15 protein-coding genes are annotated in these 14,116 nt (G+C 66.4%); 11 read left to right on the forward strand and 4 right to left on the reverse strand.

From position 1 onward, the window contains the following. Nucleotides 1-44: 44 nt before the first annotated feature. The 8 genes from G9E11_RS08190 to G9E11_RS08225 all read left to right on the forward strand — a co-directional run bounded on the left by G9E11_RS08190 (nucleotide 45) and on the right by G9E11_RS08225 (nucleotide 9,509). The gene (locus G9E11_RS08190; protein ID WP_190604649.1) at nucleotides 45-659 is read left to right on the forward strand and encodes a PadR family transcriptional regulator; all 615 of its coding nucleotides are present in this window, start codon (nucleotides 45-47) and stop codon (nucleotides 657-659) included. After that, complete coding sequence (locus G9E11_RS08195; protein WP_190604651.1) at nucleotides 656-1,390, forward strand: ABC transporter ATP-binding protein; 735 nt, start codon at nucleotides 656-658, stop codon at nucleotides 1,388-1,390. The genes G9E11_RS08190 and G9E11_RS08195 overlap by 4 nt, the downstream gene beginning before the upstream one ends. After that, entirely contained in the window at nucleotides 1,338-4,253 is a 2,916-nt protein-coding gene (locus G9E11_RS08200) for an FtsX-like permease family protein (protein ID WP_246468820.1), read from the forward strand. Before G9E11_RS08195 ends, G9E11_RS08200 begins: the two co-directional genes overlap by 53 nt. Nucleotides 4,254-4,462: 209 nt before the next feature. Beyond that, on the forward strand, nucleotides 4,463-6,763 hold the full coding sequence (locus G9E11_RS08205) for a carbon starvation CstA family protein (RefSeq protein WP_190604653.1): 2,301 nt from the start codon (nucleotides 4,463-4,465) through the stop codon (nucleotides 6,761-6,763). Continuing rightward, nucleotides 6,763-6,984 (forward strand): YbdD/YjiX family protein, encoded by a 222-nt coding sequence (locus G9E11_RS08210; RefSeq protein WP_190604655.1) that lies wholly within the window; start codon nucleotides 6,763-6,765, stop codon nucleotides 6,982-6,984. The genes G9E11_RS08205 and G9E11_RS08210 overlap by 1 nt, the downstream gene beginning before the upstream one ends. A gap of 356 nt (nucleotides 6,985-7,340) precedes the next feature. Then, the gene (locus tag G9E11_RS08215; RefSeq protein ID WP_284691169.1) at nucleotides 7,341-8,102 is read left to right on the forward strand and encodes a bacterial proteasome activator family protein; all 762 of its coding nucleotides are present in this window, start codon (nucleotides 7,341-7,343) and stop codon (nucleotides 8,100-8,102) included. A gap of 6 nt (nucleotides 8,103-8,108) precedes the next feature. Continuing rightward, a complete protein-coding gene (locus G9E11_RS08220; protein ID WP_190604657.1) occupies nucleotides 8,109-8,552 on the forward strand; it encodes a hypothetical protein in 444 nt (147 codons plus the stop codon). A 111-nt stretch (nucleotides 8,553-8,663) separates the two neighbouring features. Further along, on the forward strand, nucleotides 8,664-9,509 hold the full coding sequence (locus G9E11_RS08225; RefSeq protein ID WP_190604659.1) for an aldo/keto reductase: 846 nt from the start codon (nucleotides 8,664-8,666) through the stop codon (nucleotides 9,507-9,509). Nucleotides 9,510-9,624: 115 nt separating this feature from the next. Here the strand turns inward: G9E11_RS08225 and G9E11_RS08230 are convergent, their stop codons facing one another. The 3 genes from G9E11_RS08230 to G9E11_RS08240 all read right to left on the reverse strand — a co-directional run bounded on the left by G9E11_RS08230 (nucleotide 9,625) and on the right by G9E11_RS08240 (nucleotide 11,291). Continuing rightward, the gene (locus G9E11_RS08230) at nucleotides 9,625-9,804 is read right to left on the reverse strand and encodes a hypothetical protein (RefSeq protein WP_190604661.1); all 180 of its coding nucleotides are present in this window, start codon (nucleotides 9,802-9,804) and stop codon (nucleotides 9,625-9,627) included. A gap of 39 nt (nucleotides 9,805-9,843) precedes the next feature. Continuing rightward, complete coding sequence (locus G9E11_RS08235; RefSeq protein WP_190604663.1) at nucleotides 9,844-10,929, reverse strand: hypothetical protein; 1,086 nt, start codon at nucleotides 10,927-10,929, stop codon at nucleotides 9,844-9,846. 116 nt (nucleotides 10,930-11,045) lie between these two features. Further along, complete coding sequence (locus G9E11_RS08240) at nucleotides 11,046-11,291, reverse strand: hypothetical protein (protein WP_190604665.1); 246 nt, start codon at nucleotides 11,289-11,291, stop codon at nucleotides 11,046-11,048. Between the two features lie 437 nt (nucleotides 11,292-11,728). Here G9E11_RS08240 and G9E11_RS08245 point away from each other — a divergent pair, with 437 nt between their 5' ends. After that, complete coding sequence (locus tag G9E11_RS08245; RefSeq protein WP_003801204.1) at nucleotides 11,729-11,992, forward strand: GlsB/YeaQ/YmgE family stress response membrane protein; 264 nt, start codon at nucleotides 11,729-11,731, stop codon at nucleotides 11,990-11,992. Nucleotides 11,993-12,171: 179 nt separating this feature from the next. Beyond that, on the forward strand, nucleotides 12,172-12,366 hold the full coding sequence (locus G9E11_RS08250; RefSeq protein WP_190604666.1) for a hypothetical protein: 195 nt from the start codon (nucleotides 12,172-12,174) through the stop codon (nucleotides 12,364-12,366). A gap of 379 nt (nucleotides 12,367-12,745) precedes the next feature. On the opposite strand, the gene G9E11_RS08255 is transcribed toward G9E11_RS08250, so the two are convergent. Then, on the reverse strand, nucleotides 12,746-13,138 hold the full coding sequence (locus G9E11_RS08255) for a nuclear transport factor 2 family protein (protein ID WP_246468822.1): 393 nt from the start codon (nucleotides 13,136-13,138) through the stop codon (nucleotides 12,746-12,748). Nucleotides 13,139-13,604: 466 nt separating this feature from the next. Between G9E11_RS08255 and G9E11_RS08260 the strand changes: the two genes are divergently transcribed. After that, the gene (locus tag G9E11_RS08260) at nucleotides 13,605-14,078 is read left to right on the forward strand and encodes an SRPBCC family protein (RefSeq protein ID WP_190604668.1); all 474 of its coding nucleotides are present in this window, start codon (nucleotides 13,605-13,607) and stop codon (nucleotides 14,076-14,078) included. Nucleotides 14,079-14,116: the final 38 nt, after the last annotated feature.

Genomic DNA, 14,116 nt, shown 5'->3' on the forward strand with positions numbered 1-14,116 from the left:
CTTGGGGGCGCGTGCATACTGCCGACTTCCAGCCAAGGAGCCAGATGTCCATCCGCCACAGCCTCCTCGCCCTCCTGCAGGACCAGCCACGTTACGGCTACCAGCTCAGGGTCGAATTCGAAGACCGCACGGGCTCCACCTGGCCGCTGAACATCGGGCAGGTCTACACCACCCTCGACAGGCTGGATCGCGACGGCCTGGTCAGCAACGACGGCGGCGACGGCGAAGGCCACGTCGTGTACAGCATCACCGAAGCCGGCAGGGCGGAGGTCCAGGGCTGGTTCGCGACACCGGTGGAACGCAGCAACCCGCCGCGGAACGAGCTCGCCATCAAGCTGGCGCTGGCCGTCACCCTGCCCGGGGTGGACGTCGCAGCCATCATCCAGGCCCAGCGCACCGCTTCCATGCGTGCCCTGCAGGACTATACGAAGTCGCGGCGGGACACTGCGGCCAACCAGCGGGCGGCGGACACGGCCTGGCTGCTGGTGCTGGATTCGCTGATCTTCCAGACCGAGGCCGAGATCCGCTGGCTGGATCTGTGCGAGGCCCGAATGCTGCAGCTCGCCCAGGCCTCCGGAGCGCGCAGCCACGTACGTAAACCGTCCAACGGGGTCACCGTGGAAGAGGCTACTCCGCTCACAGCCGAGAACCGCCGGTGAGCGTGCAGGGGCCCCAGCAGGTCCTTGAACTCGCGAAGGTCAGCAGGACGTTCGGGCAGGGGGCCACGGCTGTTGCCGCCCTGCGGGAAGTCGATCTCACCGTCAATGCCGGGGAATTCGTTGCCGTGATGGGACCGTCCGGCTCCGGAAAATCATCCCTGCTGGCGCTGGCCGGCGGACTTGACCGGCCGACGTCGGGCGGTGTCTTTGTGGAGTCAACGCCCATGGCGGGGCTGGGACTGAACGCGCTGGCCCGGCTCCGCCGCCGTGCGGTGGGCTATGTCTTCCAGGACTTCAACCTGGTCCCGACGCTGTCGGCCGCGGAAAATGTTGCCCTGCCGCTCGAGCTCGACGGCGTGCCGGCCAGGAAAGCGCACCGGCAGGCAGTGGACGCCCTGCGGCAGGTGGGGATCCCGGAGCTGGCGCACCGGTTAATGGATGAAATGTCCGGCGGCCAGCAGCAGCGCGTCGCCATCGCACGCGCCATCGTGGGAAACCGCCGGCTGATCCTTGCCGACGAGCCCACCGGCGCCCTTGACTCCACCACCGGCCACGGCGTGATGGAGGTGCTCCGGTCCCGGGCTGACGCCGGCGCCGCCGTCATGCTGGTCACGCACGAGGCGCGCCATGCCGCGTGGGCGGACCGCGTGGTGTTTATCCGTGACGGTCGGATTGTGGATGAGGCAACGGCCATGCACGATCCCGCAGTTCTCCTGGCACCGGCGGACTGAGATGGCCTTGGACCTCGCTCCCATGCCCCACGGCCGGTGGCACAGTTTCCGTCTTGCCCTCCGGATGGCACGCCGGGACATCAGCAGGCACCGCGGCCGCTCCCTGCTGATCATCCTGCTGATCATGCTGCCGGTGGCCGGCATGACCGGCGCCGCGGCCCTGGCGCAAAGCATGCAGGAAACACCGGCGGAACGGGTGCAGTACCAGCTGGGCAGCACGCAGGCACGGTTTCGCAGCATGCCCGCCTCCAACGCCGAGACCGTGCAGGATCCGGTGTTTGAGACGGCAACCATGACGCGGAATTTCACTGTCGATCCCGACTTCAAACCGCGGAATCCGCGGGACGCCATCCCCGCCGGCTATGAGGTCCTTACTGAAACGCAGCTGACGCTCACGGTCAGGGCCCAGGCGTCGCAGGGCGGCGCGTCCGACGTCCCCGTGATGGCCAAGGCCGTCGACGCCCTGAACCCCGCCTTCACCGGAAAATACACACTTCTGGAGGGGCAGCCAGCCGCCGCCCGTGACGAAATCCTCGTCACGCCCGGAGCGCTCGAGCGCTTCGGGATCCGCCTCGGGGACAGGCTGACGACGGCGGACGGCACCTTCGCCGTCGTCGGCACCCTACGGGATGCCACCTACTCGGACGGCAACCCCGTCCTGTTCCTCAAACCTGGCCAGGCGGCAATGGACGGCCCGGCCGCCCGCGGGAACCCGCTCGGCGAAACAATGTATTACCTCGTCGGTTCAGAACCCGTGACGTGGGACCAGATACGTGACCTGAACAGGTCCGGCATCGCTGTGCTTTCCCGTGCCGTGGCACTTGACCCGCCGGTCCCGTCGGGCGCTGCCGGAGGCCCACGCACCATGCCCGCCGCCGGCTACGTTGCCGCTGTGCTGATCGCGGCACTTGCTCTGCTCGAAGTGGGGCTCCTGGCCGGGGCAGCGTTTGCGGTGGGCGCCAAGCGCCAGGTCCGCGAACTTGCCCTGCTTGCCGCAAGCGGAGCGGAAGCACCCACCGTCCGAGAGGTGGTGACCGCCGCCGGGCTGTGGCTTGGGACCATCGCAGTGGTGGCCGGTGCCGTGTTTGGTGCCGGCGGGGCTGCCGCGGTGGTGGGCGTAGCCAAGCATCTGGGCTCCGTCCGGTTTCCAGGCTTCCACCTGGACATCCTGCCCACGGCGGCGGCCATGGCCATGGGCCTGCTGGCATGTTTCCTGGCCGCGGTGGTTCCCGCCCGGCAGGTTGCACGGCAGGCGGTGCTCGGCGCATTGAAGTCCGGCCGCGCACGCGCCGTTTCGGGGCCTTGGCCGGCGCGGGTGGGCGGTGGATTGTTGGTTCTGGCCGTCACCTGCCTCGCGACAGGGCACGCGCTGGGGCTCAGCGGCGACTTGGATGCCCGCGCTGCACGGATCCCGCTGGTTGCGGGCTTGCTCACCGGCGGCGCGGTCCTGGGCGTGGCAGCCCTCGTTTTGCTCACCGGGACATTCGTGAAAGTCCTGACTGCACGCACGGCCTGGATGCCGCTCCCGCTGCGGATGGCCGCCCGTGACTCGGCGAGGAACCGGAGCCGCACGGTGCCCGCCGTGGCCGCGGTCCTCGCCGCCGCAACGCTGGCCAGCGCCGCGATGGTCCTCTCGGCAAGCCAGATGGAGGAAGCGAAGCGCACCCACATGTGGGCTGCGCAGGAAAACCAGGTCTCGCTGCCGTTGGAAACCGCCCAGGTCAACGGCACAGGAACTGGCCCCGACCAGGCCATCGACCCGGCTGCGGTGGCCGCCGCGCTGCGGCGGGAGCTGGGCACAGTGCAGTGGACGCAGGTCCTGCAAGGGCCGGTGACGAGCAAGTGCGACATGCGGGTGTCGGCCAACGGCTCCCTTCCCACCACCAATAAGGACGATGTGGACTGCCGGCAATACAAGCTCGCCGTTCCGGCGGGCCAGGAATGCCCTGCCACGCCGCAAGGCCGCGTCCTGGACGGGCAGGACTGGCGGTGCAACGGCTCGATGTTCCCTGCCGGCGTCTCAGGCCAGCTTCCGCAGCTGGTGGTTGGCGGCGTCGGCGAGCTGCGGTCCCTGCTGGGCCGGGAACCCAGCCCTGCCGCGGTGGCCGCATTGAACAGCGGCGGAATGGTGGTCAGCAACCCGGTCTTCGAAAAGGACGGGGTAACCACCCTTCAGTCGTACGACGTGCGCCAATCCCTTTCCGGCCACGGCCCAGGCTCAGCGGTTGATTACAAGCCCCTGAGCAACACGGCTCTGCCCGCCGTCGTGGACGCTCCGGACGTGCCGGTCCCGTTCTACGGCATCATCCCTCCGGGCACCGCGTCCAGGCTGGGCATCCGCTTCGACAACTCCGTACTGCTCGCCCAGCTGTCCGCCTACCCGGAAGCCGCCGAGCAGGACAGGGCGTCGGCTGCCCTGGCGCACGTTTACCGGATCCAGGCCATGGGTTTCTACGTTGAGCCGGGCGCGGACCGCACCGGGTCGGAGCTGCTGTGGCTGATCGTCGGCACCAGTGCGCTCGTCACGCTCAGCGCGGCCGGAATCACGACAGGCCTGGCGCTCGCGGATGCCCGGGCGGACCACATGACCCTGGCTGGCGTCGGGGCGCCGCCGCGGCTGCGGAAGGCTCTGGCAGGCGCGCAGTCGCTCATGACCGCGTCCCTCGGAAGCTCTCTGGGAGTGGCCGCCGGAGTGGTGCCCGCAGTCCTGCTCATTGGGGCCACCCGGATGTTCGCAGAGTCCGTGGTCCCGTGGATGCCCTTGCTGGCCCTGCTCGTTGCCGCGCCGCTGACCGGCAGCGCACTGGCCTGGGTCTTCGCTCGTGCCCGCCTGCCCGTGTCCCGGCGAAGCGCCGGCACCTGATAACCGCTCCTGACAACCGCTGCTGGCAGCCGCACTGGACCTGGAGCGGACGACGGCGGTGCTGGCCAGGGCCGTCCGCTCGCCGCGGCGCCGCGACCGCTCGGCGATTCCTCCGGCAGCGCTCCGCAAATGGCCGCGGTTGCAGCCCTACCCGTTGGTAGGGTGCCGGTGGCACACTCCGTGCCAACTGGAAATCTCAAGGAGGAGACATGGGCACCATGCCTGAGGACGGGACCCGAACGGCGGACGGGGAACTCAATCCCGCGCCCAACGGGTCGCTGCCGCCGACGTCGGTGGATGACGCGGTCCGCGACGCCGAGGAGCGCAGATGGACCCCTGCGAAGATCGCCATGTGGGTAGCCATCGCGCTCCTGGGCGGCGTGGCCTGGTTCATGCTGGCCGTCGTCAGGGGCGAAACGGTCAACGCCATCTGGTTCGTGTTCGCCTCGGTGTGCACGTACCTGATCGGCTACCGCTTCTACTCGAAGGTCATCGAGCGCTATCTGCTCAAGCCGGACGACCGGCGCGCCACCCCGGCAGAGTACAAGGCTGACGGCAAGGACTACGTCCGCACGGACCGCAATGTCCTCTTCGGGCACCACTTCGCCGCCATCGCCGGCGCCGGCCCGCTCGTGGGGCCCGTCATCGCGGCCCAGATGGGATACCTCCCCGGCACTATCTGGATCATTCTCGGCGTCGTCCTCGCAGGCGCCGTCCAGGACTACCTGGTCATGTTCTTCTCGATGCGCCGGGGCGGCCGTTCCCTGGGCCAGATGGCGCGCGAGGAGCTCGGCGTCATCGGCGGCACCGCCGCCCTCGTGGCCACGCTGCTGATCATGGTGATCATCGTCGCGATCCTGGCGCTCGTCGTCGTCAATGCCCTGGGGGAGAGCCCGTGGGGCGTCTTCTCGGTGGGCATGACCATCCCGATCGCGCTGTTCATGGGCGTGTACCTGAGGTACCTGCGTCCGGGCAAGGTCATGGAGGTTTCCATCATCGGCTTCGTGCTGCTCATGGCCGCCATCATCGGCGGCGGCGCGGTGGCCGGCACCGAGTGGGGCGCGGCGTTTTTCCACCTGGACAAGGTCACCATCGCGTGGGGCCTCATCGTCTACGGCTTCATCGCCGCCATCCTGCCGGTGTGGCTCCTGCTCGCACCCCGGGACTACCTCTCGACCTTCATGAAGATCGGCGTGATCGCGATGCTCGCCGTGGCCATCATCGTGGTGCGCCCCGAAATCACCGTTCCCGCCTTCAGCGAGTTTGCGGGCCGCGAGAACGGTCCGGTCTTCTCCGGCGCCCTGTTCCCGTTCCTGTTCGTCACCATCGCGTGCGGCGCGCTGTCCGGCTTCCACGCCCTGATTTCCTCCGGCACCACGCCCAAGCTCATCGAGAAGGAACGTCAGACCCGGTTCATCGGCTACGGCGGGATGCTGATGGAGTCCTTCGTTGCCATCATGGCGCTCGTCGCGGCCATTTCGATCGACCGCGGGATCTACTTCGCCATGAACGCCCCCGCGGCGCTGACAGGGGGAACCGTCGAGACGGCGGCGCAGTGGGTCAACGGACTCGGCCTGGCCGGCGTCAACATCACCCCTGACGTCCTGGCCCAGACCGCGTCGAACGTGGGCGAGGAAAGCATCGTCTCGCGCTCCGGCGGTGCGCCAACGCTGGCCGTGGGCCTGGCCCACATCATGCAGCAGTTCATCGGCGGCACCGGCATGATGGCCTTCTGGTACCACTTCGCGATCATGTTCGAGGCCCTGTTCATCCTCACCGCGGTCGACGCCGGAACGCGCGTTGCGCGGTTCATGCTGCAGGATTCGATCGGGAACTTTGCCCCGAAGTTCAAGGAGGCTTCCTGGCGTCCTGGGGCGTGGCTCTGCACGGCCATCATGGTGGGCGCCTGGGGCGCCGTGCTGCTGATGGGCGTGACCGACCCGCTGGGCGGCATCAACACCCTGTTCCCGCTGTTCGGCATCGCCAACCAGCTGCTGGCCGCGATCGCCCTGGCAGTGTGCATGGCCATCGCGGCGAAGCGCGGCTCCTTCAAGTACCTGTGGATCGTTGCCGTGCCGCTGGCCTTCACCGCCGTCGTCACCATCACGGCAAGCATCCACAAGATCTTCTCCTCCGTGCCTGCGGTGGGGTACTTCGCCAACAATGCCGCCTTCAGCAAGGCGCTGGCGGACGGCAAGACCTCGTTCGGCACGGCCAAGACCACGGCGGCTATGGAGGCGGTGGTCCGCAACACCATGATCCAGGGCTGGCTGTCCGTCATCTTCGTGGTCCTGAGCATCATCGTTATGGTCACCGCGGTGCTTGCCACGGTGAAGGCCTTCCGCAACACCGCGGCCGGCGTCCCCAACGTCAACAACGAGGACCGGCCACATCCTTCGCGCGTCTATGCGCCCGCTGGGCTGATCCCCACTCCCGCCGAACGCGAACTCATGGCGGAATGGAACAAGCTGCCCGCTGAAATGCGTGTTGAGCGGGCGGGGCACCACTGATGAGTGCTGCACCCGGACCGGCTGGCCTGCTTCATTCGGTGGCGGGGGCCTTCCGCGGCTTCGCACGGTACGTGCAGGGTGTCATGGGCGCCGACGCGTACCGGAAGTACCTGGAGCACCATGCGGCGGAGGGCCACGGTACGCCGCCCCTGGACGAACGGGCGTTCTGGCGGGACCGGACTGACCGCCAGGACAGCAACCCGCAGGGCAGGTGCTGCTGACCATCCCAGTTCCGCCGGCCGGATTCGCCGTCCGCACGAGCGCGCCGGCGGATGTCGGCGCGCTCGTTGCGCTGGCCGCTACGGACAACCTCTTTAACGAGGATCCGGGCACCGCGCCGTCGGGGAAATAACCCCCGACGGCGCCCGGCAGTTTCTCGCTGACCCATCGGTTCGTGCCTGGGTGGGGCGCAACCCTGGATGGGGCGCAACGGAGTGGCGGAAGTGCGGGTTCCGGCCAACACGTACGCCGTAGGTTTCTACCGCAAATGCGGTTTCGCTACGGACGAAGACGAAATCCTGGTCAAGGAGCTTCATTGACTGGAGTCCGGGTTCCGGGCCCATGAGAGTATGAACGCATGAGCGATCCCGAAGACACTCAACGCACCCAGGCCGGTCCGCAGGCCGCCGTCCAGCCCGGGCAACCGGGCGTTCAGACCGCATCGGAGCCAGCGCAGCCCGGGGCGCCCGCAGCGCAGCCTGCGGAGCCGGCGGAGGACGAGGAGCCGGTGGAGGGCACCACCCTGGATGCAGGCACCACCCTGGATGCAGGGACCCCCCTGGATGCGGAGACCGCTGACCGCCCCGCCGAGGCGGAAAAGCAGAAGGCCGCCACCCTGCAGGACCTCGTGGATGAGCCCGCCAAGGTGATGCGGATCGGAACCATGATCCGGCAGCTGCTGGAAGAGGTGAAGTCCGCGCCTTTGGACGACGCCGCCCGGGGGCGCCTGGCGGAGATCCACGAGCGCTCCATCAAGGAGCTTGAGGACGGTCTGGCACCGGAACTGGTGCAGGAGCTGGAACGGATCAGCCTGCCATTCCCGGACAACGCCACTCCCTCTGACGCCGAGCTGCGGATCGCCCAGGCCCAGCTGGTGGGCTGGCTGGAGGGCCTGTTCCACGGGATCCAGACGGCGATAGCCGCCCAGCACGCCGCCCGGGAACACACCCTGGCCCAAATGCAGCTGAAGCAGCTGCCACCAGGCACTGTCATTGCGCCCGGCGTGATCATCGGTGAAAACGGCGAGCCGCAGCGTGCCAAGGCACCCCAGCCCGGCGCCGACCCGCTGCACCCCGGCCGGAAGGAAGACCCCGACCACGGCCCCGGCCAGTATCTGTAGGCCCCTTTGGGATTTTTCACGGCCGCCCGGCAAGGGCGGAAAGACGACGCTGAACTTGGCAAGGGCCTTTGGCGCCGTGCCCATGACCGGTTCCACCGTGGGCTCGACCGCTACCACCAGGTGCTCGAGGGCGTCGAGGACGAACAGCTCTATGGAGAGCTTGTAGAGATTGCCAATCAGCTGGCCGGCCTCTCCACCCGCGTCCGGGAAGTTTGCGTTGAGGCGCAGCGGCGGTCGCCCAGCGACGGCCTGGATATCCCGCATGCCCTGTCCGGTGTTCACCGCTCGCTGTCCAAGGCGGGCAACTCGCTGGCGGCCACCGCCGAGGCGGCGGCGATGCTGCGGCTTGCCGTGGGACCCGTGCCGGTTGGCGCGGCCTCCGTCTGGCGCCGGGCGGAGACTGTCTTTGAGCAGGTGGCCGACGCCGAGCGGCTCCTGTCGGAGTCCTGAGGGCGGTATTCGCCTGCCGCCGAAATATTCCCCGTGACGGGCCGTTACGCAGCTAGCTTAGCTTGGTCATTTTCCGGGCCCTCCCGGTTTGATTGCTGGCAGGATGGACGAATGACTTCTTCACCAACACTGACATTCAATGACGGCAACACCATCCCCCAGCTTGGCTATGGGGTTTGGCAGGTTGAAGACGACGTAGCCGAGAAGGTTGTCTTCCAGGCGTTCCAGGCCGGGTTCCGCCACATCGACACCGCTAAGATCTACGGCAACGAATCCGGCGTCGGCCGGGCCATCGCCAGCTCCGGGCTGTCGCCGGAGGAAATCTTCATCACCACCAAGCTGTGGAACGCAGACCAGGGGTACGAATCAACGCTTGCCGCGTTCGAGGAATCCCTGGAGCGGCTGGGCCTTGAAACGCTGGATCTGTACCTGATCCACTGGCTCCAGCCCAAGCAGGACAAGTACGTGGACACCTGGAAGGCGCTGATCGAACTTCAGAAGCGCGGCAAGGTCAAGTCCATCGGCGTCTCCAACTTCACCGTCGAAGGTCTGCAGCGGATCATCGACGAGACCGGCGTGGTTCCGGCCATCAACCAGGTGGAACTGCACCCGTACTTCAGCCAGTCGGAGCTGCGGGAATTCAATGCCTCCCAGGGCATCCTGACCCAGGCGTGGTCGCCGCTGGGCCAGGGCGGGGAACTCCTGGAGGACCCGGTCATTGCGGGCATCGCACAGAAGCACAACGCCACGCCGGCGCAGGTGGTCATCGCATGGCACCTCGCCGTCGGAAACGTCGTCATCCCCAAGTCCGTCACCGAATCCAGGATCCGTGAAAACTTCGACGCGCTGAACGTCACGCTGGACGCCGAGGACGTTGCAGCCATCAACGGGCTGGACCGCACCGCGCAGGGAAGCGGCAGGATCGGCCCCGACCCGGCCGTCTCTGACTTCGCCTAATTCTCAGGCTGCCCACGGAGAGGCCCCGCCACGTTCGCTTACGCGGACGGGGGCGGGGCCTCTCCGTGTTGATCGGGCTCGGCTGTTCAGGCTTGGCTGGTCAGGCTAACCGGCGTCAGGCGGCGAGCTGTTCCTGCTGGACTGCGACGGCATCGACGACGGCCCAGCTGTCCTCGCCGGTGATGCTGCGGCTGGCGAAGAGCTCTGCCGCCGTCACGGTGTCGAAGACTTCGGTGCGGATCCGGCCGCAGTCGGCGTCGAAGTAAGTTACGTGGAACTCCTGATTAATTTCCATGGCTCCATGGTGCAACCGGGGTCTGACATTTTTGGCAGTTCAGTCCGGCGTGTTGCGGAGACGGAGCACACGTTCCTTGGCCAACATGGCCGAGCGCTCGCTTTTTTCCGCGGCCCGGGCGTACTGCTTCGCCTCGGCGGCAGCGGTCTCGCGCTGCTTTCGCGCGGCATCGAGTGAGAGTTCTAGGGCCCGGAGCCGCTGCCGTGCCTCGTTGACGTCCGCTGTGAGCTGGACGAAGGCTGCCGCGGCGTCCTCCTGCGCCTGGGCGCGGCGTGCGGCCTCGGTGGCGGCATCGGCGGCCGCCTCCTCCGCTTCCGCCAGTGCAGCCTGCGCCTTCTCCAGCAGGGACGGCGTAACCGGGCGGGGAGCGCTGCGGACGGCTCGGAGCCGCGGCTGTTCGTGCTCGGCGTCGGCATTGTCAGCGGCCTTTGGCGGCTGCGTTCGTGTGCGCCGGCTGGCCGGAGCCGTCGTGGCGGCGGATTCCTCCCGACGACTTTTCGGCCCCCCACCAAGCGGGCGCTGCGCTCCACCGGCTGGAGCCTGCATTCCGCCTGCCGGGCGCTGTGCTCTGCTGGGCCGCTGCGGCGGGAGCGGCCGCGGCGGCAGCTTGCCGAGGGCGGACGGAACCGCCACGGCGTCAGTGACATCAACCTGGTCAACGCCGTCGGCGGACAGCCCGCGGAGCAGCAGCCCGCTTTCGACGGCGGCGGCAGCCGCCAGATCCGCCGTGGCGGCGCGCAGTGTCTCTTCCACTTCGGTGGCCACAGGTCCGCTGATCTTCCGGCCCTGCTCCTCAGCGGCGAGCCGTGCTTCCCCCACAGCGGTGCCGAGGAGCTTCCGGCGTTCCTTGGCGAGTTCCCTCAGGGCTGCGGCATCGAGGGAGGCCTGCGCCGCCTGCATGGTCTGTCCGAGGACCCTGAGCTGCTGAACGGCATCGGGGCGATGGTGCGCCAGCATGTTGACGGTCCAGGCGGCCACGGATGGTTTCGGCAGGGCCCGGATCGCATGGGCAAGGGGCTTGCTGGATACGGCGGCATCCTTGGCGGCCGCAGTGCGGGCGGCGATGAAGTCGTCGAAGGGAAGCGCGTACAGGGCCTGGGCGGCGCGCTGCAGTTCCTCCTCCATGACAGCATCATATGTGTCGCATGACAGCCATCATGTGTTTCGGCACGCAGGTTTCAGCATGCCCTCATGCGGGCGGAGTTCCGGCCGGGGGCACTTCGGCCCGGCGCGGTTCCGCTCTAGTGGGCGGCCAGTCTGTCGCCATGGCCGCTCTGCCACCTGTCCAGCAGGTGGTGATACATCCTGAGGACAGCCTTCCAGAGGCCGACGGCCATTGCATGGATGAGTAGAAGGAGCACTTGCACGGCGCCGACCCCCAGAAGAAGGAGGCCGAAAACAGCGAGCGCCGGCAGGAACATAAGAAAGACGGCTATAGCGACGCCGATATAGCCGAGGGCATAGCTGACGATTGTCGCCTGGTCCACTGGAATCCCACCACAGCCAGCTCAGTAATTCCGGATGCTGCGTTCCCCTCTGCAGCTAGGGTGATGTGGTCCCCGGCTGCTACTGCAGCCGGGGACCACTTAGCGGGAATAGGATCCGCACGCTGATGATGCTGCACCTGCACACTTTGCGCTGTGGCGTTCTCTATTAGCTCGCCGCCCGATTAGCAGCTTTTGCGTGTACCGGTATCCCGTCCCGGTCTATGAGGCGTTGACTTGCTGCCGGGGACCCCCTCCTTGACCTCAGTTTCCGATGGTGGCTGATACCGATTTTTATAGCACCGCTCCAACAGGCCTGACAAGAGAATTTTCGGGGCACGGGCAACGGATGCTTGCCAGCTACTAAGCATGCTGATTAACTCTTCTCTATAGCTGGTGCCACACCCGCGGTACCCGTCTGGTGGAAAGGAAAGTGCGTCATGGGAATTCTTGGATTTCTCCTGCTCGGTCTGATTGCGGGGGCCATTGCAAAAGCCATTCTTCCCGGGAGGCAGGGCGGCGGTTGGATTGTCACCCTCGTCTTGGGCGTCGTCGGGGCTATCCTCGGCGGCTGGATCGGTTCGCTGATCTTCGGCGGTGGCCTGGGTGACTTCTTCGACCTCCGGACCTGGCTGTTGTCCATCCTCGGGGCCGTCATTGTGTTGCTGATCTACGGTGCCGTTACACGCAGAAGCCGGGTCTGACCTGATTTCATAGCACCACGATCTGCAAGTGGGGTCGGTCCAAGCACGGGCCGGCCCCACTGGTTCCAGCGTCCCCGCGGGCAGGCGGGGACGCCGGAGGCGACGATCTCGCCCGAGAGAGCAGTATCGGTCGAAAGAACAGTCGGGGGACAGGGCTCGCGGCCGGATGGGAGGTGCACATGACGTACGCTTCAGAGGATTGGACGATGCGCCGTCAGGTCACGGACGTCATTATCGATGTTCTTACGGCGGTTGCCACAGGCCCGGAAGTTCGCGTCAGCCTGTTACGCCATCTCGAAGCGCACCCGGGCAATCCGGAAAAGGCTCTGCTGGCCCACTTGTCGGACCGGAACATCGCCGACGACGTCGCATAGCGACTTCTGGCCGCGGATTACACAACGGTCGCCTGTTGGGGGCGCTAGCGCCGTGCCCGGAGTGCGCCCCGCAGGGCAAAGCCGACGGCACATACGAGCGGTACCAGGCACGCGGTCAGCGATAGGGTATTTGGACGGAAAGTCAGCCTGCTGCCGTCGTCGTGGGTGTAAACCCCAGGGGAAAGACGAATCCGCCTCCTCCGCCGCCGGAACCCGCTGCGTCCGGATCGCCGCCTTCCGTGCCGCCGCCAAAGCCGAACGAGACCAGCGCGACGGGAACGAGTTCTTCCCGTCAAGCCGAATCGGCTCCCCATAAGCCCTGGACACGCCCACATTTTTAAAAGCTTCGGCAAGGGACTTCATCGCGTCTGCCATGACGTCAGGACCAGAATTCGGCGGCCTTGGCGGTATCCTCCGGGAATTCATGCACCTCGCTGATTTTCCCGTCCTTGAGCGCAAAGACGATGACGGCGCGTTGGTCCATGGCCGCCCCGTTGCGTTGCGCATGCACCCTCTGGAAGGCCACGGTGTGATTTTCCCCGCCGATCAGATCGTCCAAATCGACTCTGACTGTGCCGTCGGATCGTGTGAACAGTTCGCCGAGGTAGGCGAGGATGGCGTCCAGGCCCTGCTTGTCCCCGGATAGCCCGCCGCTTCCTCCCAGATGCCAGACGGCGTCCTCCGCGAACATATTGCGAAGGGTATCCATGTCACCCGCGCCGAACGCCTCGTAGCCCCGACGAACCAAATCAGCATCTTCCCGGGTTCCCATTTCGCTACCTCACTGTCGCTGTTGTTGGGTCCCAGCGAGCAAAGGTTAAGCCTTTGCGGGGACCATGTCGATGATCCGCGTTGACTCATAGAAAACCTCCGCGTAGCCGGATACGTTGCCTCGTTTGAAAACCTCCGCGTAGCGGCGTGGTTGAGGGTGTTGGCAGCGGGTTTTTCAACGAGGCAACGATCACGACCAACCGGAGGTTTTCAAATGAGGCAACGTATTTACCTTCCCGGAGGTATTGCTATGAGGCAACAGGTGATCATTTGTTTGATGGCGTCCAGGTTGGGGACCTCCTGGTCACCGCCGGGAGCACAGTCCGCAGCCCCTGATCCCAGTCACCTGCAGGGTCTGGACACGGGAAGCCGCCGGACCTACCGTTCAGGTGGCGGTAGCTGCGGAGGACGACGACGGCTGCCGCTGGTCCGAAATCGGGCCCATCCGTGATGACAGGAGGAAGCAGATGGAAACTGTTGAAGAGACCGTTGATGTCGCAGTTCCGGTCCATACGGCCTACAACCAGTGGACGCAGTTCGAATCATTTCCGCAGTTCATGTCCGGCGTCGAATCCGTAACCCAGCTGAGCAATACCACCAATCACTGGGTCACGAAGGTCGGCGGCGTGAAACGGGAATTCGATACGGAGATAGTTGACCAGGAGCCTGATGATCGGATCGCCTGGCGCAGCACCGACGGCAAGTCCCATGCCGGCATCATCAGGTTCACCCCCTTGGATGCCAATCACACCAAGGTGAAGGTCCACTTTGAATGGGCGCCGGAAACCGTTACGGAGAAAGCAGGTGCGGCCCTGAAGATTGACAAAATGCAGGTCAAGGCCGACATGCGGAAGTTCAAGGACTTCATCGAGTCACGCGGCACAGAAACCGGTGGCTGGCGCGGCGAAGTCGAGGACAGCGGCCCCACCGGGCAGTTCTAGAAAACCATGGGCCGTGGGACCGTTGTCTGAACAACAGG

It is taken from the genome of Arthrobacter ipis (genome assembly GCF_014694315.1).
GTDB lineage: Bacteria > Actinomycetota > Actinomycetes > Actinomycetales > Micrococcaceae > Arthrobacter > Arthrobacter ipis.

Bases quoted from the DNA above. Each gene is read 5' to 3' on its own strand.
- G9E11_RS08190 (WP_190604649.1), top strand. From the start codon at position 45: ATGTCCATCCGCCACAGCCTCCTCGCCCTCCTGCAGGACCAGCCACGT.
- G9E11_RS08200 (WP_246468820.1), top strand. From the start codon at position 1,338: ATGAGGCAACGGCCATGCACGATCCCGCAGTTCTCCTGGCACCGGCGG.
- G9E11_RS08205 (WP_190604653.1), top strand. From the start codon at position 4,463: ATGGGCACCATGCCTGAGGACGGGACCCGAACGGCGGACGGGGAACTC.
- G9E11_RS08210 (WP_190604655.1), top strand. From the start codon at position 6,763: ATGAGTGCTGCACCCGGACCGGCTGGCCTGCTTCATTCGGTGGCGGGG.
- G9E11_RS08215 (WP_284691169.1), top strand. From the start codon at position 7,341: ATGAGCGATCCCGAAGACACTCAACGCACCCAGGCCGGTCCGCAGGCC.
- G9E11_RS08225 (WP_190604659.1), top strand. From the start codon at position 8,664: ATGACTTCTTCACCAACACTGACATTCAATGACGGCAACACCATCCCC.
- G9E11_RS08230 (WP_190604661.1), bottom strand. From the start codon at position 9,804: ATGGAAATTAATCAGGAGTTCCACGTAACTTACTTCGACGCCGACTGC.
- G9E11_RS08235 (WP_190604663.1), bottom strand. From the start codon at position 10,929: ATGGAGGAGGAACTGCAGCGCGCCGCCCAGGCCCTGTACGCGCTTCCC.
- G9E11_RS08245 (WP_003801204.1), top strand. From the start codon at position 11,729: ATGGGAATTCTTGGATTTCTCCTGCTCGGTCTGATTGCGGGGGCCATT.
- G9E11_RS08250 (WP_190604666.1), top strand. From the start codon at position 12,172: ATGACGTACGCTTCAGAGGATTGGACGATGCGCCGTCAGGTCACGGAC.
- G9E11_RS08255 (WP_246468822.1), bottom strand. From the start codon at position 13,138: ATGGGAACCCGGGAAGATGCTGATTTGGTTCGTCGGGGCTACGAGGCG.
- G9E11_RS08260 (WP_190604668.1), top strand. From the start codon at position 13,605: ATGGAAACTGTTGAAGAGACCGTTGATGTCGCAGTTCCGGTCCATACG.